Origin of the sequence: Alloyangia pacifica, assembly GCF_020524285.1 — a bacterium.
In the GTDB taxonomy this organism is placed as follows: Bacteria; Pseudomonadota; Alphaproteobacteria; order Rhodobacterales; family Rhodobacteraceae; genus Salipiger; species Salipiger pacificus_B.
The window spans coordinates 165,536-187,900 of the sequence record NZ_JAIVKX010000008.1; the positions used below are offsets into that span (position 1 = coordinate 165,536).

The following is a 22,365-nucleotide window of genomic DNA, read 5'->3' on the forward strand; positions in this document are numbered from 1 at the left end:
GAGGCGCGCGGGTCTCAAAGACACGGGAGGATCCCCATGAAATCGCTTTTGGCCAGCACGGCCCTCATCTGCATCGCCGCACCCGCCTTCGCCGTCGACTGCGAAGGGCTGACCCCCGAGGCGCTCGGGCTGTCGGGTGTCACCTTCACCGAGGTTGCCGCCGTGGACGCCGGCGAGGAGAGCCCAGCCCCGCAGTGCCGCATCCGCGCCCGCACCGCCGAGCGCGTGGGCTCCGATGGCAAGGACTACGCCCTGAGCTTCGAGCTGGCCTTGCCCGACGACTGGAACGGCGACCTTGTGCACCAGTTCAACGGCGGCAACGACGGCGAGGTGAAGCCCGCCACCGGTGCCCTTCAGAGCGGCACCGGCGAAAGCTCACCGCTGGCGCGCGGCTTTGCCGTCGTCTCCAGCGACGCGGGCCACGACGGCAAAGCCAATCCCGACATGGGGCTGGCGGGCGGTGCCGCCTTCGGTGCCGATTTCGAGGCCCGGCGGATGTACGGCTACAAGGCGGTGGAAATCCTGCAGCCGCTGGCCCGGCAGATGGTCGAGGCCTACTACGCGACGCCGGTAAACCACGCCTACGGCATCGGCTGCTCCAACGGCGGGCGGCACGCGATGGTCGCCGCCGCGCGCCTGCCCGGGGCCTTCGACGGGCTGCTGGTCGCCGCCCCGGGCTTCAACCTGCCCCGCGCCGCCGTGCAGCACGCGCTGGACGTGCAGGCGCTGACGCCGATCACCGGCGACATCCGCAGCTCGTTCTCCAAGGAAGATCTTTCGCTTGTCGCGCAGGGCATCCGGTCAAGCTGCGATGCGCTCGACGGGCTCGAGGACGGCCTGGTGATGGACACCGCCGCCTGCCAGGCCACCTTCGACGTGACCGCCCTGCAATGCACCGAGGGCCAGAACTCCGGGTGTCTCTCGGAAACGCAGGTCTCAGCGCTGCAGACCATCCATGCCGGGCCGAAGGGCGCCGAAGGCCAGCAGCTCTATTCCGACTGGAGCTGGGATGCGGGCATCGAGGGGGGCAACTGGCGCTTCTGGAAGGTCGAGAGCACCGTGCCGCCATGGGAGCAGATGCCGCTCATAGCGGTGATGGGATCGGCCTCGCTGGCGCAGGTCTTCACCGTGCCACCGAGCGCGGTCGAAGGCACGCCGCAGGCGCTGTCGGACTTCCTGATGCAGTTCGACATCGCCGCGCAGGCAGACGCGATCGACGCCACCTCCGAGGCCTTCCCCGAGTCGCCGATGGCGGTAATGACACCACCGGGCGCGGACGACCCCGAGCTGGCGGCCTTCCGCGATGCGGGTGGCAAGATCATCGTGACGCACGGCGTCAGCGATCCGGTGTTCTCGGTCAATGACACCGCCCGCTGGTACGCCGCGCTCGACACCAACAACGGCGATGACGCCGAGGCCTTTGCCCGCTTCTACCCGGTTCCGGGGATGAACCATTGCCACGGCGGTCCGGCCACCGACGCCTTCGACCTGCTGACGCCCTTGGTGTCCTGGGTCGAGGACGGCAGCGCCCCCGGCGCGATCACCGCCACGGCGCGCGCCGACAACGCCGAGCTGCCCGAACCGCTGCAGGGCGCCAGCCGCCCGCTCTGCCCGGCACCGCAGGTCGCCCACTACCAGGGCGGCGACCCGAAATCCGCCGACAGCTTCCACTGCGAATGAGGCACCGATGATCCCCTTCCAGGCCCCGACCGACGAGATTTTTCACAGCCTGCGGACCTTTGCCGGGGACACCCCCGGCTGGGACGCCGAACTGTCGCAGGAGATCACCCAGCACTTCGCCGCCTTCGCCGAAGGCGTCCTTGCACCGCTCAACGGGCCCGGCGACCGGCAGGGCTGCCGGCTCGAAAATGGTCGGGTACGGATGCCAGAGGGGTTCGGCGCGGCCTATGCCGAACTCGCCGAGAGCGGCTGGCAGGGGCTCACCGCCCCCGAAGACTTCGGCGGTCAGGCACTCGATCACCTGACCGCGGCGGCGGTGTCGGAGATCTTCACCGGCGCCAACCACTCGCTGCAGATGGTGACCGGGCTGGTGCCCGGCGCCATCTCGACCCTGCTTGCCCACGGCGCACCGGAGCAGCAAGTCACTTATATTCCGCGCCTGACCTCCGGCGAATGGCTCTCGACCATGTGCCTGACCGAGGCCGGGGCGGGCTCTGACCTCTCGCGCATCCGCTGCAAGGCCACGCCCGAGGGAGACGGCTGGAAGATCGAGGGCCAGAAGATCTTCATTTCCGGCGGCGATCAGGACATGTCACTGGGCATCCTGCACCTGGTGCTGGCCCGCACCGGCGCGCCCGAGGACGGGGTGAAGGGGCTGTCCCTGTTCGCTTGCCCGTCGGACATCGACGGCCTGCGCAACGCCATCACCGTCACCCGCATCGAGGAAAAGCTCGGCCTGCACGCCTCGCCCACCTGCCAGATGGAATTCGACGGCGCGACCGCCGAGCTGATCGGCACCGAGGGGCGCGGGCTGGCAGCGATGTTCACCATGATGAACCACGCGCGGCTCGACGTGTCGCTGCAGGGCGTTGCCCACGCCAGCCGCGCCCATGCCATCGCCGCCGCCTATGCCGCCGAGCGCAGGCAGGGCCGCACCCCCGAGGGCGACCCGGCGCTGCTGACCGACCATCCCGACGTGACGCGCATGCTGGACGAGCAGCAAGATCTTGCGCGGACCGCCCGCGGCATGTGCCACGTCGCTCTGGCCGAACTGGAAAAGGGCGAGGCCCCTGCCCTGATCGAGTTCCTCACCCCGCTGTGCAAGATCTACGCCACCGAGGCGGGGCTGCGCGCGGCGGACCTCGGTATCCAGATCCTCGGCGGCTACGGCTACCTCGAGGAATACGGCGTCGCGCAGGTCTGGCGTGATGCCCGGATCACCTCGATCTACGAGGGGGCGAACGGCATCCACGCGCTGACCCTGGCAACGCGCGGTCTGAAGCTGGAGGGCGGCGCGGCGATCGGCCAGTTCGCGGCGCTGGTGACGCGGCTCGGCGGCGCGGACCCCGAGCTGGCGCTGCAATGCGAGGCCTGGCAGGGCCACGCCCGGACCCTCGCCGAGACCCCGGACGTCCGCGGCGAGGCGCATGGCTTCGCGCAGGAGACCGCGGCGCTGCTGGCGCAGGCGATCCGGCTGCGGCTGGCGGCGGGCTGACCCCTCCGGGCCGCGTGCGACTTGGCAGCAGGGCGCTCCCGCGATAAGGGAGCGCCGAGCAATCCGGAGGCCCGAAGATGCAGATCACCCACCTTGTCACCCATTCCGGCGGCTTCCATGCCGACGAGCTGCTGTCCTCGGTGATCCTCACCCGGCTCCACCCCGACGCAGAGATCATCCGCAGCCGCGATACGGCGTGGATCACCCCCGGCGCGGGCAAGATCATCTACGACGTCGGTCGTGACTACGACCACGCGCAGGCCATCTACGATCACCACCAGAAGGACGCACCGCTGCGCGAGGACGGGCAGCCGCTCAGTTCCTTCGGCCTGATCTGGGCGCACTATGGCCTTGACTACCTGCGCGCCTCCGGTGTGCCCGAGACCGATCTCGAGGACATCCACGCCAGCTTCGACCGGGGCTTCGTGCTGCCGGTCGACCTGATGGACAATGGCGCGCTCAGCCCCTCCGAGGCCGGGCCGATGCTCTCGGACCTCACCCTGCCAATGCTGCTGGAAAGCCTGAAGCCGGTCTATGACGACAAGGCGCCGGAGGCCGAGGACATGGCCTTTGCCGATGCGCTGCACATCGCCCGCGCCTTCGTCGAAGCCTCGATCCGCCGCAAGGCCGCCAAGCGCCGCGCCGAGGCGCAGGTGATGGCGGCAATCGAGAGCGCCGGAGAAAGCCGCGTTCTGGAGCTGCCGCAGGGCATGCCGTTCCGCTCGGCGGTGGCGGCGGCGGGCGCCGATCACCTGCTCTTCGTGGTGCACCCCCGCGGCGGGGACTGGGCGCTGACCGGCATCCGCAAGAATGCCGACGGCTTCGAGCTGCGCGCCGATCTGCCCGCCGCCTGGGCCGGTCTGACCGATGCCGCGCTGGAAGAGGCCAGCGGCGTTGCCGGGGCGAAGTTCTGCCACAACGGACGCTTCATCGCCGTGGCCGGCAGCCACGAGGCGATCCTCGCGATGGCCGATCTGGCGGTGCGCGAGGCCGAGGCGGTGGCCGGCGCGGCCTGAGCCGCGCCGAAGTGGCCTACTGCATCACCGCCTGGAAGCTGATGTTCAGCACATCCTCCGGCCCGAGCAGCGCCGTGGGCGCCACCCGCTCGGGCGTGTCGGAGCCGTTGCGGAAGACCTCGTAGACGGTTTCGACGGCCTCGCCCACCTCGGCGGCCGCGGCGGGACTGGCCCGGCGCAGGAAGTTCAGCGCCATCTGCACCTCGGTGCGCTCCTGGGCGACGCGCTGCTCGGCCTCCAGCTTATCCTGCAGCAGGTTGAGCCGGTACTCGGTCTGCGCCTCCTGGATGTCGCTCTCGGCGTTGGCGCGGGTCTGCTTGGCGCGCGAGACGAAGGCGGCGACCTCGAGCAGATCGGCATTGTACTCCGACAGGTCGATCTTCAGCCCCAGCGTCTGCTCCTTCCGCGCGAGGCCGCGGGACTCGAGCTCCTGCATGCTTTCGAGCTGCTCCTGCGTGGCATCGAGCCGCTCGTTGATCAGCTCGCGGCGCTGATCGAGCATCCCGGCCTCCTCGTCAGCGAGCATGCTGCGCATGCTGGCGCCTTCCATCAGGTCTTCCATCAGCGAGCGGCGCAGGCCGACAAGCTGCTCCTGCTCCAGATCGAGCTGGACCTCCGGCACCTGCGCCTCGGAGGTCTCGCCGTCGAGCCGTGCCAGCTCGCGCGCCAGGGCGTCGCGCTCGGACTGTGCAAAGGTCAGCCGGCTCTGCGCCTCGGCGAGGTTGTTGCGGGCGTTCTCGATGTCGCGCTCGCTCCGGAGGTCTTCCTGCACGCGCTCGATGCCCCCCGCCATGGCCACCGCCTTCATCACGGTCAGCCCGGGGCGGAACTCGTAGGCGCCGGGAGTGTCGACCGCCCCGAGCACGAAGACGTCGCGGTACTCGAGCATGTCCACCACCACCGACTCGCGGCTGGAGAAGCGCTCGCGCGCCTCGGTCTCGATCCGCTCCTCGACCTCGCGCATGGTCAGCCCGCCGACCTGGATCTGCCCCAGCAGGTGCATGGCGATCTGCCCGTCGGCACGGACCTGGAAGTTGCCGGACAATTCGGGCTTTCCGTAGACCGAGATGGCCAGCCGGTCACCGACGTCGACGTGATAGACCGGGGCCTCGGCCTGCGCCGTGCCTCCGGTCAGGGAGAGAGCCAGGGCAAGTGCCGAACAGGCGGCAAACTGGCGAAGATAAACAACCATTCTCAGTACTCCTCAATTGGGACTGTCCAGCCGCGGTTCCCCGGGCTGGTGATGCGCGCCGCGGCGCGGTCTGTGCTTGCTGTCGTAAAGGGCGAAGATGCGCTCGCGCATGACCTCGGCGCTGAAACGCGCTGCGACGGTGCCCCGCGCCGCCGCGCCGAGCCGGGACGCGGCACCGGGATCGGCCAGCAATGCCGCCACCGCCTGCGCCATCGCTTCGGAGTCGCGCGCGGGCACGAGGCGACCGCTGAGGCCATCCTCGAGCACGTCTGGAATGCCGCCCACGGCGGTCGAGGCAATGGCGCATTGCATCGCCATGCCCTCGAGCAGCACCATCGGCAGACCTTCCCAGGCCGAGGAGATCACCAGCACATCGAGCGCCGCCAGAAGCTCGCGCATCTCGCCGATGGCCCCGGTCAGGATGAGCTTGTCCGGTCCCAGCCCGAGCCCACGTGCCTGGGCCTCGATCTGCGGTGCGAGTGGCCCCTCGCCGACGACCAGGAACTGCGTTTCGGGCACCCGCTGCGCAAGCGTCGCGGCGCTGCGCAGAAAGTTTTCGTGATCCTTCTGCGGCGTCAGGCTGCCGATCACCGCGACCACCTTCGCATCGGCGCGCACGCCGTAGCGCGCGAGGTCAAGCGGCTCCGACCGCGCCGGGTCGAAGTGGCGCAGATCGATGCCATTGACGATGGTCTGGATGCCGTCGGCGCGGAACCCGCCGGTCCGGGCGACGTGTTCACTGACCCGCTCCGACACGCCGATGCAGGCGTCGGCTCCGGCGGTGAGCACGCGGTAGACGAGGCTCTTGGCCTTCTTCTCGCGCCATGGATCGGTGTTGTGCAGGGTGATGATGCGCGGCACGCCCGTCAGCCGCGCCGCGGTCTGACCCACCAGATCACTCTTGATGAGATGGCTGTGGACGACATCCGGCCGCCAGTCGCGGATCAGCTTCATGCAGCGGAAGAGCGCGCGCGGATCGCGCACGCCCTTCTTGCTTAGACGGGTCATGCCGACGCCGCGCTCGGCCACCCGAGCCTCGAGCGGGCCGGGTGTGAAATAGGCCACATGTGCCTCGCAGCCGCGCTCGCGGGCCGCGTCCAGCAGGCCGAGCAGAAGCATCTCGGCGCCGCCGAACTTGAGACTGTCGATCACGTAGAGGATGCGCTTGCTCACCAGGCCACCTCCAGCTCGTCGCGCGGCATGGCCGGCTCGCCGGGGAAATGCGAGGCAATGCGCTGCGCCACCGCGTCCCAGGTGAACTGCGCCGCCCGATCCTTGGCCGCCGCGCCGAGACGCTGCGCCCGGTCCGGCATGGACAGCGTCCGGAACAGCGCCTCGGACAGCGCCGCGGGGTCGCGCGCTGGAACCACGTGGCCGGTCTCGTCCTCGACCACGATGGACGCGATGTCACCGACGTCGGTGGAGACCACCGGCAGGCCGAACTGCATGGCTTCGACGAAGACCACCCCGAAGGGCTCGAGCCGCGAGGGCATGCAGAAGCAGGAGGCTTCGTGGAAATGCTCGGCGACCTCCTCGAGCGGCAGGCGGCCGAGAACCTCGACCCCCTCGACCTCGATCTCGGGGCTGCAGCCGATGACGGTGAGCGTGACATCCGGCAGGCGCTTGCGCAGCAGCTCGAAGGCCTCGACCAGCTCCGGCCCGCCCTTGCGCTCCCAGTCGACCCCGACAAAGAGGATGCGGCGGCGGGCGTAGCGCTCGGGGCTGATCTCGACGGGGCGTTGCGGCAGCACCGAGGCCCCGGCGCCGATGGCCGTGGCCCGTTCCGATGCGAGCCCGTAGTGCTCGATCAGCATGCGGCGGATCTTCGGCCCGAAGGTGAAGACGTGCTCCGCCTGCGCATAGATCTGCCGCTCGCACGCGAACCAGCCGTCGCTCGGCGCCCCAAACTGGCCCTGCAGGCTCGACATGCCCGCCCTCGCGACGTGGTCGGTGTAGACGAAATTGGGGATGCCGGGCAGCGCGGCGTTGAACAGCGACTGGGTCTGCAGGGTGAAATCATACTCGGCGGGATCGAAGCGGTCGCGCACGCTGCCGCTCGCCGCCCGGTAATAGGCCTGCGAGCGGGCCAGCCGGTAGCGCAGCATGTCCTTGGAGCTCCAGCTCGACAGGCCGTATTCGCGCTGCACCCCGAGCAGGCAGCGCAGCTGGCCGAGTATGTCCTCCTTGAACTCCTTCTTCAGGTCGATGACATCGAGGTCGATGTCGGGGCGGACCCTGCGCAGGGCCGCCTCGACCTGGGCATTGATGTGCGAGAAACTCCCGCGGATCACCATCAATCCCCGCAACCGCGCGGGGCGCACCGCTAAAAAATCCTTCATCTCACCCAATGATCCCATCCACGTAAATGTATTCGAGATAATCAATTCTCAGCGGCTCGCCGCCGTCCGAAATGCCGGTGAAGCTCAGGACATCGCCGGCTTCGAGCTCGACACCGAGCGTGCTGTGCTCGGCAAAGGAACTCTTGTTCACGGTCGCGTCGCCCGCATCGAGGTTCCACACGAAGCTGTCCACGACGAGACCGTTCACCAGGATGTCGAGCTGCGACTGACCGTCGGACTCGTCAAAATGACCCAAGGTAAGGTTATAGACTCCCGCGGCATCGGCAAAGACGAAGCTCGCGCTCTGCACATCCGGAGTACTGGCCTGGATCAGTTGCCCGCCAGATGCATGGACGTTGTTGGCAATGATGAAACCTTGGTCGAGAGAGAAACTCTCGGCCTCGACATGCACCAGCTCGCCGGGGTTGGGCGGGGCGCTGCCGCTGCCGCCATCGCCGGAATTCGAGCCGCCGGACAGCGGCTGAAAATCGAGGTAGTCGATGCGCAGCGGCTCGCCGCCGCCGGACACGCCCGAGAGCTGCAGCGTATCGCCGACCGCAAGATCGAGCCCCGAGATCGTGTGCTCGGCGAAGGAGCTAGCGTTCACCACCGCATCGCCCGCGTCGAGGTCCCAGACGAAGCTGTCGACCTCCGTCCCGTTGACCAGCACGGTCAACGTCGACTGGCCATCGGACTCGTCGAAGTAGCCGAGCGTGAGGTCGAAGCTGCCGGCCTCGGTGACGGTGTAGCTGGCGATCTGGGTGCCCGGGTCGGTCGCCTGGATGAGCTGGTCCCCCGAGGCATGCGGGTTGCCAAAGACCGCAAAGCCCTGCACGAGCGTGAGGTCCTCCGCCTCGACCCGGAAGGGATCCCCTGCGGGGGTGCCCCCGCCGCCGGTGCCGCCACCGCCCGTATCGCCGCCACCGGTGCCGCCACCTCCCGTGCCGCTGCCGGATCCGTCTTCGACCGGGGTGAACTCGGCAAAGTCGATGCGCAGCGGCTCGCCGCCGCCCGAAACACCCGAGAGCTGCAGCGTATCGCCGACCGCGAGCGCAATGCCCGAGATCATGTGCTCGGCATAGGAGCTGGCGTTCACCGTGGCATCCCCGGCATCGAGATCCCAGGTGAAGCTGTCGACCACCGTGCCGTTGACCAGCACGTTCAGTGTCGATTGCCCGTCGGATTCGTCGAAATAGCCCAGCAGGATATCGAAGGTGCCGGCGGTGGTGACGCTGTAGCTGGCGATCTGCGTGCCCGGGTCGGTCGCCTGAATGAGTTGCCCGCCCGAGGCGTGCGGGTTGCTGAAGACCGCGAAGCCCTGCACGAGGGTCATGTCCTCGGCCTCTACGCGGAAGGGATCGCCGATGGGCGTGCCTCCGCCGCCGGAGCCACCGCCGCTGGAGCTGTCGGGATCATAGCTCAGGTAGATCGGCGCCGAGGTCGGCCCCACCGGCAGGTTCTCGTTCGACGGGTCGATCAGTGCCGCGACGATGCCGAGCGGAAGCTCGTTCTCCCCGGCAAAGTCGTAGGCGGCCACGCCCGACAGATCGAACTGCGACGAGATATCCTGTACGCCACCGGTCAGGGTGACGTCGACGGTCTGGAACTCGACCGCGTTGTTCGCCGCGAAGTCCGAAGCCGCCAGGGCCGCAAGCTGCGCGTCGAGCTGCGGCGCATAGTCCTGGTCGGCGCTGGTGCCGGTGTAGAAGACGTTGGTGGTGGGCTGGATCATGCCCTTCATCAGAACGACACGCATGGTCGCCCCCGCGGGCCCGCTGACCAGCATGCTGAAGTCGCTGGCGCTGTAGGTGCCCACGCCGCCCTCGCTCAGCCCGTTGACCACGATGCCGGCCTCGGTGCCCGCCACCTGCTGGGAAGAGAGCCCCTTGGCACCGGCCTGGTTGCCCGTGCCCTGCAGGTAGCCGGTGCTTGTGGTGCCGTCGGCATAGGTGACGGTGAAGCTCGAACCGATCAGCTCGGCCCCCGACACGCCGCCCACGTCCCAGGCGGGATCGGTGCCTGCGTCGAGCGGCGATTTGCGCGCCCCGGCGATGGAGTTGGGATCCATGTCGACCGAGAAGGTCACCGTCTCGCCCGACTGGAAGCCGCCGGAGCTGCCCTGGTCGAAGGTAAGCACGATGCCCTCGTAGCCGGCGATGCCGCCGGCGCCCACGTAGGTCTCGTTGTTCGGGTCGCTGGCGTCATTGTTCGGCGCAACCACGCCGGTTCCGCCGGCGCTGTTGATGGTCAGCACCTTGGCCACCGTATCCCCGGCAACCCCGAAGGGATCGAAGACCGCATCCTTCAGCACCGCGCCGGTGACGTCGATCTCGACCTTCGTCACCACCTTGTTGCCGACGTTGCTGAGCACGAAGGAGCCCGAGTCGTAGTTCGACTTCTGCACGTTGTTCGAGTTGGCGGTGATGGCGAGGGTGACCGCGCCGTCTCCGGTCGGGCCGCCCGACGAGCTGTCGTTGTCGAGGATGGTGACCGTGGCGCTCTCGTCTCCGATGCTGGCATTGGCGCCGGTCACCGCGGTGATCACCACCTCGAAGCTCTCGGTCCCCTCGACCAGCGCGTCATCGAGGATGTTCACCTGCACGCTGGCATCCGCCGAGCCGCCGGCGATCTGCCGGGTGCCGCTGTAGATGCCGGTCGCCGTATTGAGGGTCGCGCCCTCGACCGTGTAGTCGCTGACCGCCGTGGCCGAGACCGGGCGCACCTCGAACTGCACCAGCACGGTGCTGTCGCTCGGCACGTAGTTGCTGGCCGAGATCGCCACGGTCACCGAGCCGTCGCCCTCGCCCGCCACCGCGTCGCCGACGGAGATCGCCGGGCCTTGCTCGACGCTGTCGATGGCGAGGATCTCGATGGCGTTGATCAGCGGGTTCTCGAACACCGTCGCGAAGTCGATGTCGGCGATGCCGTCGTTGATCTGGCCGGTCCACTGCACCATGCCGCCGACGCCATCCCCGAAGGCCTGGATCAGGTCGAAGTCATTGAGGAAGAGCGCGCCTTCGATCGACACGTCGAACAGCCGCTCGCCGATCTGGTCGGTGCCGGCGTAGCCATTGCCCATGTAGAGCCGGATCGCGTAGCTGCCGGGATCGACGGCGAACTCGTACTGCATCCCCTCGCCCGTGGGCTGCGCCCAGCGTTCTTGGGTGAAGATGCCGACCGGTGCGGTCGAGGGCACCGATGCGTCGAGCGTGGTGATGTTGAAGGTCGACACCGAGGTGGTGCCGGCCACCAGCACCGAGGTGCTGCTGCTCCAGTCCATCCCGCCGTCGGTCGCCGCCACGTCGGCATTGCCCCCAACCCAGCGGTGCACAACCTCGCCGTCCGAGGTGTTGGTGACCTCGATCCAGTCCCAGGAGGCGGCAAAGCTGTCGTCACCGGTCTCGGTCGAGGCGACCATGCCGACGACCGCGCCGGTGATGGCGCCGAGGTTGTCGTACTCGCCATTCACCGCCTCGACGACCGCGGTCGGCAGCGCCAGCGTCGCGGTCGGCACCCAGGCCGTGTAGACGCCGTTGTTCACGTAGCGCGCCCGCGCCGTGGCGGTCTCGGCCCCGGTGGTCAGGTCGAGATCGATGGCAACCTCGAAGTTCGGGTCGCCGACGCCGAGGATGGCCGGGTTCTCGATCCCCGGCACCTCGACGAAGCTGCTGACGAAGCTGTTGTTCTCCTCGACGATCAGCTGCACGCCATACTTGATGGTGCCGCCGTCATCGACCACCGCGATGGTCGCCTCGACGAAGGTGTCCTGATCGCCCGGCCCGACCATGAGGCCGACCTTCTCGCCGCCGTCCCAGGTCTTCGCCGGGGCGTCGTTGTTCAGCGAGTAGGTGAAGATATTGACCATCTCGCTGGTGATCGCGAGCTGCTGCGCGCCCGAGGACATGAAGCCGATGCCGAGCACGTCCTGCTGGGTGTTCGCCGCGCCCACGGCGGTGCCCGAATAGGCTTCGTCGATGCTGACGAAGCTCGAGGCGCCGCCGAGGTTGAAGACGCCGCCGTTGTAGAGACCCTGCGTCGGATCGCCGGCATTGTCGGTGCCCGGCAGCACGTTGTTGCGCCACACGGCGTTGACACCGATGCCGCCCGCGATGCTGTCCCCGCTCGGCACCGCGCCGGGCGGGGTCGAAGCGGGATTGTTGAGCTCGAAGTCCCACTTGGCCGAGCCGTTCGGCCCGACCACCACGCCGGTGCCGTCGGTCGGATCGCCGACGTGGCTGTCGAGGATATTGTTGACGCCGTCGAGATCGAGATCGTCTCCGGGGTCGAGCGGTTCGCCGCCCGGGATGAAGATGGCGATATTGTCCTTGCCGTAGACCCCGCTGACGATCAGCCCCGCGAAGTCGTCCAGCCCGTCGCCGTCATTGTCGATGAAGGTGCCGAGCCCGTCGTCCCCAAGCGCCGTCACCGCCAGCGGCTGCGAGCCGAAGTTGCTCAGCTCGTAAACCACCGAGGCGGAATCCATCCGCCCGTCACCGTCGGTGTCCTCGACCTTGGTGAAATAGAGCGTGCCGTCGAAACTGGCCGCGATGATGGTGTTCTGCAGCGCCCCGCCGAAGAAGGTCGCGGTGTACTCCTCGAGCCCGTTGGTAGATTCCGGCAGCGTCAGCAGCGAGCCGTCCTCGGTATTGTTCAGCAGCTCCGCCTCCGGCGAATAGGCCGTGCCATCCATCACCGAAGTGCCGTCGAAGAACGCCAGCACATTGGAGACTGACCCGCCCGGCTGCTCCCAGCCATAGCCCGAAACCACGTCGAAGAAGTCCGCCGGAAGCCCCGTGGTGCCGGAGACGTCGACCCAGTTCCCGTCCCCCTGCTGCTCGTAGATGATCAGCAGTTCGGAGAGGAAGTCGCGCGCCTCGGCCTCGTTGGCGAAGAGCACCTCGCCATAGGCCATGATCGGCGAGCCGGAGGTGGCCCCGGCGTAGCTGCCATCGCTGTTGAAGGCGAGCGACAGGGCCTCGGCCGCGGCGCGGATCGGGTTCGGATGGCCACCGTAGGGCCCGTATTCATCGGTGATCTCGCCGAGGTAGTGCAACTGGTCGCCGTAACCGCTGCTGCTCAGCTCGCTGAACTCGTTGGTGGCGAACTCCGAGGTCCAGTCGTTGACGACCGAGCCGTCGGAATAGGAGATCGGCTGACCGCCCCAGCCGCCGTTCGGGCCGTTGTCCCACGTGTAGACCTGCCCGTCCTCGGTCACCAGCACGTCATAGGGGTTGCGGAACCCCGGCGCGTGGATGCTGAGCGGATTGCTCACCAGCTTGAGCTGGCCTCCCTCGCTGACCAGCACGTAGTCGGTGATCTTGGCCATGTTCAGGCCGTTGTTGCCGCCCGCCCAGTCGGGCTGCAGCACGCCGTTGATGCTGCCGTTGTCGTCGAGCGTGAAGTTGGGGTCGAGGTTCAGGTTCTGGATGCCGAGCGAGGCGAGGTCGACGTTGCTCCGCGACGGATCGTCGAGCGTCGGCATGTCGAGCACGAAGAGGTTGCCATTGGCATCGGTGCGGATGTCGTAGGAGTCGAGCTCGGTCAGGTTGATCTTGATGATCGACGCCGAGTAGGCAAAATCCACCGTCCCCGCGAAGTTGTTGCCGGGGGCGCCCTTGTTGGTATTGCCGCCGATGGAAACCCACAGGTAGGTATCCCCGGTGTCGGGGTCGACCGAGAGGTCGAGACCATTGATCGCGTGGTTCTCCTCCGAGCGCGGCAGGCCGCGCACGATGGCGACATTGGACAGCACCTCGCCGGTGTCGGGATCGAGCACGATGCGATGGATCTGGCTCGAGTTGGTGTCCAGCCCGCTGTCCTCGCCGACGGCGATGCGCCAGTCGGAAGAGGTGACATACAGCACGTCGTTGCCCGCCGCGTCGGTGGTCGCGACGAGTCCGGTCATCTGACGCTGTGCCGAGGTGTTCAGACTTCCGTCATCGTTGAAGTTCTGCGTGTCGTTCTTGATGACATTGATCGCCACCGTCGATGTGACAACAAAGTCCGGGCTGGTGTCGGCATCCGGGCCGTCCGGCTGGCGTTCGATCTCGTAGCGATAGATCGTGCCGTTCTGTTGCGCGACGAAGAGCACCGGATTTCCTGTTTCGCTGAAATCCAGCGCCGTCGGGTTGGTGCTCAGTTCCGCCGTCAGGTCCGTGACACCGAACGTAATATCCTCGGGCATTTCAAGTTCCTCTAACGAGAGGGTAAAATAAACTATAAGAAAATCAGTTATTTATCTTGCTGTTTCTTCTTCTAGACCTTGGTGATTTCGGCCCCCGCCCCTTCATCCGCCCGGGCCGGGACCCGTCAAACGTCGTCTCGCGTCACGCGGCCTTCGACCGGGCGAACGCCCTGCGCATCTTCGCAAGCAGAAACTCGGAACGATGCGGCACGACGACCGCCTGGAACAGGTAGCGGCTCAGGATGTGCGCGCTGAACTCGGTCTTTGCCGCGTAGGCGACCTGGATCCGTCCATTCGGCGCGATGGCCTGAACCGTGCTCAGCTCGACCGCCGCGCTGCGGGTCTGGCCATCCGGGAGGAGCATGGTCAGGCGACCGGAAAGCGGCACGTTGAGCGCATTGCCCTGATCCAGAATGAGCTGGTCCTCGTCGACCCAGAACACCGCCCGGGACTGGCCGTCATCCGACACGAAGCGCATGTCATAGACGCGCGCCCGCGCGACCTCGGCACGTTCCGCGCGCTTGCCGAAGGCCAGCGAGCCGATCCGCGCCACCGTCCGCGCCAGCACGCAGGCCCCGACGAGAAACACCAAGGAAATCTCGCCAAGATAGGACACCTCGGTGCGGCACAGCTTGTTGTTCAGCCGCGAGCGGATCGCCTTGGAGGTCCCGTGGCTCATGAAGGCCTGCGCCGGCCCGATCATGCCCGGCTTCACGCGGAAACGGCGCTCGTAATCGGGGATCGTGGCCGAGTATTGCGCCGCGATTTCCGGCCGCACCGGACGCGGGCCGCACATGTTCATGTCGCCCTTGATCACGTTGAGGAGTTGCGGGATCTCGTCCAGCCGGGTTTCGCGCAGGAAAAGCCCCATCGGCGTTTCCAGCCCCGTCCCCTTGGGCAGCACCTTGTCCTTGGTGAGCTTTGCGGCTTTGGCCGTGTCGAGGCTGCGGAACTTGTAGACATCGAACAGCTTGCCATTCTCCCCGATGCGCGGGCCGCGGTAGAAGATCGGCGCGCCTTGGGTGAGCGCCAGCAGCGCGGTGATCACCAGGAACAGCGGCAAAACCATGAGGAACAGCGTCATGGCGATGGCGAAGTTGTAGGCGCGGTAGACGAACCGCGAACGCGGCCGAAAGCCGACCGAGAACCGCGGCTTGCTGCCCCGCCGACCCGAGGCGGGCCAGGCTGTCGTTTGTGTGCTGGGTGCGCCTGCGAAGCCGGTCTCGCTGGCAGGTGGGGAGGTGAGGTCCGTCCGGTATTGCGAGGCGTTGAAATTGCTGAAGCGGCGGGAGGAGGTCTCGTCTATCGAACTGTAACTGTTACTTCTTTTAAGATCGTTATTGGTAGAAAAATCCATCGGAAATATCCTCGGCAAACTCAAGGAACCAAGGGGCGGAACCCCTCGCCAAAAAAACAATAAAATCTGCCGCATAAACGCGCGGCGATCATCAAAACGTCTGTGATGCTCGGACTTCGGCCAGAATTTGCCCCAGTTGCGCCTTAAAAAAATACGGCGCCGAGAACTTTTATCGTTTGTAAAATCACATCATTCTTAAACAAATATTAGCTTTCTGACCGGTCGGTGCAAAGCGGTTTTTTGAGACGTAGCCTGCAAACCCGGAAGAGCAAGGAGGCAATCGCCCTTCTCCCGCATAGGTTGCACTATTACTGTGCACGATATCGCAACAATCTCACGACCAAGTCCTACGCGCGCAGCGCCACCGACACAATTCCATCATCTTTCCGCCACACAGGCTCAATCACTAGTTGGAATTTTGACCTTGGGTCGTCTCGGCCCCGGCAGGCACCTTCGGGCGTCGACCATTGCGCACCTCCTCGGGCGAATCGACGAAGTTGCCAGTGCGACTGCGTACCTCCTCCAGCAGCCGCGTGTCGATCGGGTCGAGCGCGGGCTTGCGTGCCCCGGCCTGCGCGAGCACAGCGTCCTCGACCGCGGCCGACGGCAGGACCGGCGCCCCGCTGCCCTCGAACAGCGGCCCGTCCGAGAGCGTGAACGTCGCATCCTCGCGGATCGCGCCGATGGTGTCCGACACGAAGAAATTCGGCCCCGGCTGCCCGCCATCCTGGAGATGCAGCGGCGGACGGTCGACGGTGCCCGGCCCCGGCACGTAGACATTGCCGATGATATGGACCGTCGATTCCGTGCCCTGAAACCCGCTCGGACCCCAGTCGTAGACGAAGTTGTTGATGAACTCGATCTGCAGGCTGCCATCCTTGACGTTCGGATTGCGGTGTCGGTTGTGGGCCAGCAGGTTGCCGATCACCGTGACCCGCTTCACCGAGCCGCCACCGATCAGCAGGCCCATGCTGTGCCGCCCCTTAGGATGGATCGAGTGGTCCAGAGCCTCGGCGACGATGTTGTTCGACAGGGTGACATCCGCGACGTTGCCCCAGACCGCGAGGTTCTCGTCGACCGCCCAGCTGATCGAATTGCCGTCGATCAGCACGTTGCGGATCGGCTTGTCGCGGTCGCCGATGGACAGGCCGTCGCGATTGTCCGGATCGTCGCCCGGCCCGTCGCCTGGACGGAGCCGCATCCCGCGCACGATCACATTGCTGCCGACCACGCGGATTCGGCCACCTGTGACGGTGATCCCGCCCGGCGCGGTGCCGCCATCGATGGTCACGTCCGGACCGACCTCGATGGCCCGCATCAGGTCGATGGTGCCGCCGATGTCGAAATGGATGTTGCGCGGCCCGCGTTCCTGCTCCGCCGCCCAACGCAGACTTCCGGGCCCGTGATCGGCCAGCGATGTCACGCGGAGCGTACGCCCGTCCCCGCCCCCGCGCGTGCGCGCGCCGAAACCGATGCCCGCGGCGGTCTCTTGCCCGGCCTGCCCCGGTCCCGTCGGCAGCGAGAGCCCCGCGACGGACGCGGCAGCGAAAGCGGATGACGCCATGATCAGGCGCCGTCTCGAACATGCGAAAGACGTCATGGTCCCCTCCTGAAATGGATCATCCCCCGGACGCCGGGGCGCCGGGGGCAGCAGCGGCGGGTCAGCGCGCCACGTCGTGGCGCGCCGGCCGCACATCAGGAGGTGGCCTGCATCTGCCGGGACTTCTTGCCCAGCAGATCCTCGAAGTAGGCGATGGTCTTGGCGATGCCCTCCGACAGCTCGATCGAGGGATTCCAGCCAAGGTGCTCCCGCGCGAGGGTGATGTCGGGACGGCGCTGCACCGGGTCGTCGCTGGGCAGCTCGCGCGACACAAGCTGCGACTTCGATCCGGTCTGCGCCACGATCATCTCGGCGAGCTGCTTCACCGTGCATTCATACGGGTTGCCGAGGTTCACCGGGCCGGTGAAGCCGTCCTCGGTGGCCATCATCCGCATCATGCCGTCGATCAGCTCATCCATGTAGCAGAACGAGCGGGTCTGGCTGCCGTCGCCGTAGATGGTGATATCCTCGTCGTACAGCGCCTGGCGGATGAAGTTCGACACGACGCGCCCGTCCTGCGGGTGCATGCGCGGCCCGTAGGTGTTGAAGATGCGCACGACCTTGATCGGCAGCCCGTGCTGGCGATGGTAGTCGAAGAACAGCGTTTCGGCGCAGCGCTTGCCCTCGTCGTAGCACGAGCGCACGCCGATCGGGTTCACGTTGCCCCAGTAGCCCTCGGCCTGCGGGCTGATCAGCGCGTCGCCATAGACCTCGGAGGTCGAGGCCTGCAGGATCGGGCACTTCAGCCGCCGCGCCAGCCCCAGCATGTTGATCGCCCCATGCACCGAGGTCTTGGTCGTCTGCACCGGGTCGTGCTGGTAATGGATCGGCGAGGCGGGACAGGCGAGGTTGTAGATCTCGTCGACCTCGACATAGAGCGGAATGGTCACGTCATGGCGCAGGAACTCGAAGCGCGGGTTGCCGAGCAGGTGCTCGATATTGCGCTTGGTGCCGGTGAAGAGGTTGTCCACGCAGAGCACCTCTGCCCCGCTCTCCAGCAGGCGGTCGCAGAGATGGGAGCCGAGAAACCCCGCGCCGCCGGTAACGAGGATGCGCTTTCGGCTGTTGTAGTTGCGCTTCAACATGTTGTTTCCTTTGTCAAAAAATAAATTAAGTCAAAAATTACAGCGTGCCGCGGGTGTCAGCCTCCCGCCGCGGATTTGGGCAGCACTGGGGCCGGCACAGGCCAGCCCAATGCCGCAAGGTCGCGCCCGACAAGCTCCTGCAAAAGCAGCATGTCCTCGGCATAGGTTTCCGCGATTTCCTCGGCGAGGTCGGGCGGAACCGGCACCTTGGCCAACTTGGCGGTGTTGAGCGCATCCACCTTCTTCAGCAACCCCAGCGACTCGACGCCGAGGACGCGCTTGATCGGGCGCGAGACCAGCTCGCGCGCGGGCCTTGCCCGCGAGACCACGAAGCGCACGAGCCGGGACCGTGCCCGCTTGGCCTCGTTGATCGACGGGAAGTCGAGGCGGCCGTCATCCTTAAGACCGAGAAACGTCAGCGCCCGGCGATAGACACCGGGCGTATCCAGCCGCATGTCCTCCTGGAACAGCACGAGCACCCGCTCGCGCGGCACCCGTGCATAGAGCCGCGACAGCATCTCGCCGTAGGCAGCGGTGCGCTTGTAGACCAGCGTCGAGGGCGCGCGGCAGCTGCGGGGAATGCTCCGCCCCGCCGCCCGCGCGTCCGAGAGGTCCCACGCCTTGCGAAAATCCTCTTCGCTCTCGTCGAGCGCATGGATCAGCTGTCGGTGCAGCGAGGCCAACATCTTCACCGGGTTGCGCAACATGACGATGAACATCGCATCCGGACGCGCCTTGAGGATCTCGGAGATCGCCGTCTCCGAGTAGAAATACCAGACCGATCCCTCCATCGCGACGCGGGCCTCATCACCCGGTGCGAAGAGCTCCCGGTAGGTCGCCTCGTCGGGGCAGAGGCACAGGCCGCGCAGATCATGCGAGAAGTAGTGCGGCTCCTTGGGGTTGCTGAAGCTCACGCCCGGGTGCCCCGCCAGATAGTGGCCAAGCGCCGTCGTGCCGCACTTCGGCGCACCGATAAGGTAGGCGGCAGGTGGAAGAAGATCGCGCCCGGAAACGGGTTCTGGATCGGACGGGAGGGAATGCGTCGACACGGGCAGCGTCTCCTACTGCATCGCCGGTCGCCTCAGGCCGCGGCACCGCGAGGTGCCAGAAAAAATATCGGAGTGGACGCGTGGTCGGAAGGCAGAGCGCCCGGGTCAGACGGTCAGAGAATGACCGAAAGGATAAACCCGGCAAAAGCGCCCAGAGCTGCAATCCCAATCCAGGCAACCGCCCCAAGGCTGAAACCAACGAAAAATGAAAAAAGCCAAGCGTAAAAAACTGCGGTTAGTGCACAGGTAGTGAGGAGTATCGCCTGTCTGACATAGGGCCGATCCCGCCGGGGCGGTCGTTCAGCCTGCTTGTGCATGGGCGATGCTTGCGAGCGGTCGGTAGAACCCTGACCGCGCGTGACACGGAGCCTCCTTTCTGCAGTGTTCAGCGGCATCGACCAATCCTGACCAATCGAACAAGATCCGTGGGCGTTGCAGCCGGACTGGAGTAGACAACCGACAAATGGTCCCCCTAAACATCTGGGACAAAATCCAAAAATACGAACCCCAGCCCAAAAATGGCGGCGAGCCCGCTCTGCGTACATATGCTCTGACGATACGCAACGCAGGCAAGATCCGTCAAGGAATTAAGGGACCCGGCGTGGGTCCGGCACCGAAGCGTGACCGCTGTGCCCGTCATCTCGGCACACCCGGAAATTGTACTGATGGCGCAGAGATACCCTTTGACATGCGATGCCAGTCGCTGCGGCGCCCGGTCTCGGCGTAGATCGCCAGCAACCGCTCGACCCAGGTCGTCACCCCGTAGCGGCCAAGTGCGCGCGCGCGCACCGCCTCGCCGGTGCGCGCGCTCAGGCCGGGCGTTTCGATCATCTCGATCACCCCATGCGCCAGCGCTTCCGGGTCACGCGGCCGCACGAGGATGGCGCCGGTCCCCTCGAGCACCAGCGCGTTTTCCCCGACATCGGTGACCACCGGCGGCAGACCGTTGGCCATGGCTTCGAGCAGCGAGACTGGCGCCCCCTCCCAATGCGAGGAGCTGACGAAGATATCGCTGGCCGCCAGCACCTCGGGGATGTCGCTGCGCATGCCCAGGAACCGCAGCTCGTCGCCGCCGAGCCCGAGCTGCGCCGCCTGCGCGCTCAGGGCCTCGAAACGCGCGGTGTCGCGGGCATCGCCGACCAGCAGAAGCACCGCCTGTGGTGCCCGCGCGCGGATGGCGGCAAAGGCGTCGAGCAGCACCTCATGCGCCTTCTGGCCGATAATCGCGCCGACACAGACCAGCGCGATCTGCCCGTCTGCCAGCCCCAGCTCGCTGCGCAGGCGCTGCCGGGCGGCAAGCGGCGCAACAACGCTTTCCGAAACCGCATTCGGAACGACCCGGCAGCCCGACCGTCCGATCTCGGCGGCCGCCGCCTCGGCCACCGCCTCGCCCACCGCGATCTTGTTGACCCCGGGCAGGCGCATGGCGAGCCCCTGCAACAACCTCCGGCCGGGGCGGATGCGCCGCACCGAGGGTTTCACGTTGTGGATCGTGGTGATGAACGGGATGCCCAGCAACAGCGAGGCATAGGCCCCGAGCGTGCTCGACGAGGCCAGATGCGCGTGCAGGTACTCAATCCGATGCGCGCGCAGCGCCGCGACCAGACGCCGGAACCGCCCGACGTCCACGAGGTTGCGCCCCGGCAGCAGCACAACCTCGGTGCCCGAGGCCCGCAGCCGCTGCAGGAAGGGCGTGTCGAGGTCGCTCAGCACGAACACGGTCAGGGCAATGTCGGCGCGCCCACGCACCGCCTCGGCGAAGGTCAGAACGAGGCGTTCGGCGCCGCCGGTCAGCAGGGTGTCGATCAGGTAGCCGAGGCGCAGCGGGGCCGGCGCATCCACGGCGAGCGCATGCCCGGGGAGATCTATCTTGGCAGCCTTCATGGGACAGTCCGTCTTAGGGAAATGAGGCTACGCGCGGCCGGCGCGGCCGCGCGCGCGTTGCTCAGCGCGCGAGATGCGCCGGACGGTCGTCGCCACGCGGCGACTGCTTCATCACGGTCACCCCCGGCGCGTGCAAATCCTCTTCCCGGGTCTTCTTCGGACGCGAGCCCAGCAGCGTCGCGATCATGTAGGCGGCGAAACCGGCGATCCCGGCGACGATGAGCGCGATGGCGAACTGCGTGCGCGGCGACATGCTGACCGGGTTGATCGGCGGCGTGCCCTCCTCGATGACGCGCACGTTGTCGAAGCCGGACACCTCGACCGCCCGCGCATCGCGCAACCGCAGGTCGAGCTCGGCGATGCGATCGGTCTGCGCCCCCTGCCGCGCCTGCAGCAGACGCGCCTTGGGCATGACCTCGGACAGCTCCGCGATATGCTCCTGGGTCTGGCGGTGCTCCTGCTCCAGGTAGCTGATCCGGCTCTGCGCTTCCTCGATCGCGGTCTCGGTTTCCAGCGCCTCCGCCTCGGCGCCCAGCCGGTGCTCGAAGGAGGTCATCCGCTGCTGCAGCGAGATCAGGTTCAGACGCGCCTCACGCAGCTCGGCATTGAGCGCCACCTCGTCGCGCACGGAGTTCTCGTATTCGATCTGCAGACCCGTCGCGTCCGGCCCCCCGAGAAGGTCGATCAGCGCGGCGTCGATCTCCTCGGCCTCCTGCTGCGCCTTTTCGAGCCGGGCGGTGATCGTGGTCAGCTCGCGCTCGGTGTACATGACCCGGCGATGATCAAGGAAGGCTTCGACCAGCGCATTGACCAGTTCCGCGGCGATCACCGGATTGTTGTGGAAGACCGAGACCTTCACCACGTAGGAGCCGGTGATCAGCTCGATCATCGTGCTTTCGTCGAGCCGGATCGTGGCCCCGACGAGCCCCGCCTCGGTGTCGGGCATGTCGGGATAGATCCGGTCCAGACCCACCTTCTCGATCGCCCGGCGCACCAGCTTGGGGTTGTCGAGAAGCAGCATCTCCGCGTTGACGAAGCCCTGGAAGTCGCCCGCGTTCGGCGCGCGAATGTCCGTAAGGCTCGGATCCGGCACATAGACATACTCGCGGCCGAGCGCGAAGGACACCAGCGAGCGAGCCTCGAACATGGGCTTCGACTGCTTGATGACGAAGAGCATGGGGGTGAGAGTTGCGCCGAACACGACAATAGCAAGAATGATGCGTTTCACGGTCTAACCAATCCATGGACACCAAACGGCGTCGGTAAAAAGAAAATGTAAAAAGAAGCGAAATTAATCCCGTTCGGGATACAACTGTAGCACCCGCGCTGCCCTGCGGCAATATTTGCAGAGCCCGCAGGGGGCGCTCACGATCAAGTGAGCCCGTTCGCGTGCAAATCGCGTCAAACTTGTGCGGCGATCCCGCCGAAACGGTTTAACCCTTTGCCCCGCGACGCGATGGCCGTAGACTGACCACGATTCTTCC

13 protein-coding genes are annotated in these 22,365 nt (G+C 66.6%); 3 read left to right on the forward strand and 10 right to left on the reverse strand.

The annotated features are described in order from the left end of the window. Positions 1–36 precede the first annotated feature (36 nt). The 3 genes from LC039_RS12485 (at position 37) to LC039_RS12495 (ending at position 4,191) form a co-directional block, all read left to right on the forward strand. On the forward strand, positions 37–1,680 hold the full coding sequence (locus tag LC039_RS12485) for a tannase/feruloyl esterase family alpha/beta hydrolase (RefSeq protein ID WP_226624660.1): 1,644 nt from the start codon (positions 37–39) through the stop codon (positions 1,678–1,680). A 7-nt stretch (positions 1,681–1,687) separates the two neighbouring features. Then, positions 1,688–3,175: an acyl-CoA dehydrogenase family protein gene (locus LC039_RS12490; RefSeq protein WP_226624662.1), complete on the forward strand. Its 1,488-nt coding sequence runs from the start codon at positions 1,688–1,690 to the stop codon at positions 3,173–3,175. 77 nt (positions 3,176–3,252) lie between these two features. Further along, the gene (locus LC039_RS12495) at positions 3,253–4,191 is read left to right on the forward strand and encodes an MYG1 family protein (RefSeq protein WP_226624663.1); all 939 of its coding nucleotides are present in this window, start codon (positions 3,253–3,255) and stop codon (positions 4,189–4,191) included. A gap of 16 nt (positions 4,192–4,207) precedes the next feature. Here LC039_RS12495 and LC039_RS12500 read toward each other — a convergent pair whose 3' ends face one another. From LC039_RS12500 to LC039_RS12545, 10 genes are all read right to left on the reverse strand, one after another. Beyond that, on the reverse strand, positions 4,208–5,383 hold the full coding sequence (locus tag LC039_RS12500; protein WP_226624664.1) for a polysaccharide biosynthesis/export family protein: 1,176 nt from the start codon (positions 5,381–5,383) through the stop codon (positions 4,208–4,210). Between the two features lie 12 nt (positions 5,384–5,395). Beyond that, complete coding sequence (locus LC039_RS12505; protein WP_226624665.1) at positions 5,396–6,556, reverse strand: glycosyltransferase; 1,161 nt, start codon at positions 6,554–6,556, stop codon at positions 5,396–5,398. After that, on the reverse strand, positions 6,553–7,722 hold the full coding sequence (locus LC039_RS12510; protein ID WP_226624666.1) for a glycosyltransferase family 4 protein: 1,170 nt from the start codon (positions 7,720–7,722) through the stop codon (positions 6,553–6,555). Before LC039_RS12510 ends, LC039_RS12505 begins: the two co-directional genes overlap by 4 nt. A gap of 1 nt (position 7,723) precedes the next feature. After that, complete coding sequence (locus LC039_RS12515) at positions 7,724–13,906, reverse strand: malectin domain-containing carbohydrate-binding protein (RefSeq protein WP_226624667.1); 6,183 nt, start codon at positions 13,904–13,906, stop codon at positions 7,724–7,726. A 142-nt stretch (positions 13,907–14,048) separates the two neighbouring features. Beyond that, entirely contained in the window at positions 14,049–15,338 is a 1,290-nt protein-coding gene (locus tag LC039_RS12520) for a sugar transferase (RefSeq protein ID WP_226624668.1), read from the reverse strand. Between the two features lie 331 nt (positions 15,339–15,669). Then, positions 15,670–16,863, reverse strand: coding sequence for a polysaccharide lyase family 1 protein (locus LC039_RS12525; RefSeq protein ID WP_226624670.1), 1,194 nt, complete (start codon positions 16,861–16,863; stop codon positions 15,670–15,672). Positions 16,864–16,958: 95 nt separating this feature from the next. Further along, positions 16,959–17,948 carry a UDP-glucuronic acid decarboxylase family protein gene (locus LC039_RS12530; RefSeq protein ID WP_226624672.1) on the reverse strand — a complete coding sequence of 330 codons (990 nt, stop codon included), beginning with the start codon at positions 17,946–17,948 and terminating at the stop codon, positions 16,959–16,961. Between the two features lie 56 nt (positions 17,949–18,004). Next, positions 18,005–18,997, reverse strand: coding sequence for a sulfotransferase family protein (locus LC039_RS12535; protein WP_226624673.1), 993 nt, complete (start codon positions 18,995–18,997; stop codon positions 18,005–18,007). Between the two features lie 636 nt (positions 18,998–19,633). After that, positions 19,634–20,881: a glycosyltransferase gene (locus tag LC039_RS12540; RefSeq protein WP_226624675.1), complete on the reverse strand. Its 1,248-nt coding sequence runs from the start codon at positions 20,879–20,881 to the stop codon at positions 19,634–19,636. 61 nt (positions 20,882–20,942) lie between these two features. Further along, the gene (locus tag LC039_RS12545; protein WP_226624676.1) at positions 20,943–22,109 is read right to left on the reverse strand and encodes a hypothetical protein; all 1,167 of its coding nucleotides are present in this window, start codon (positions 22,107–22,109) and stop codon (positions 20,943–20,945) included. Positions 22,110–22,365: the final 256 nt, after the last annotated feature.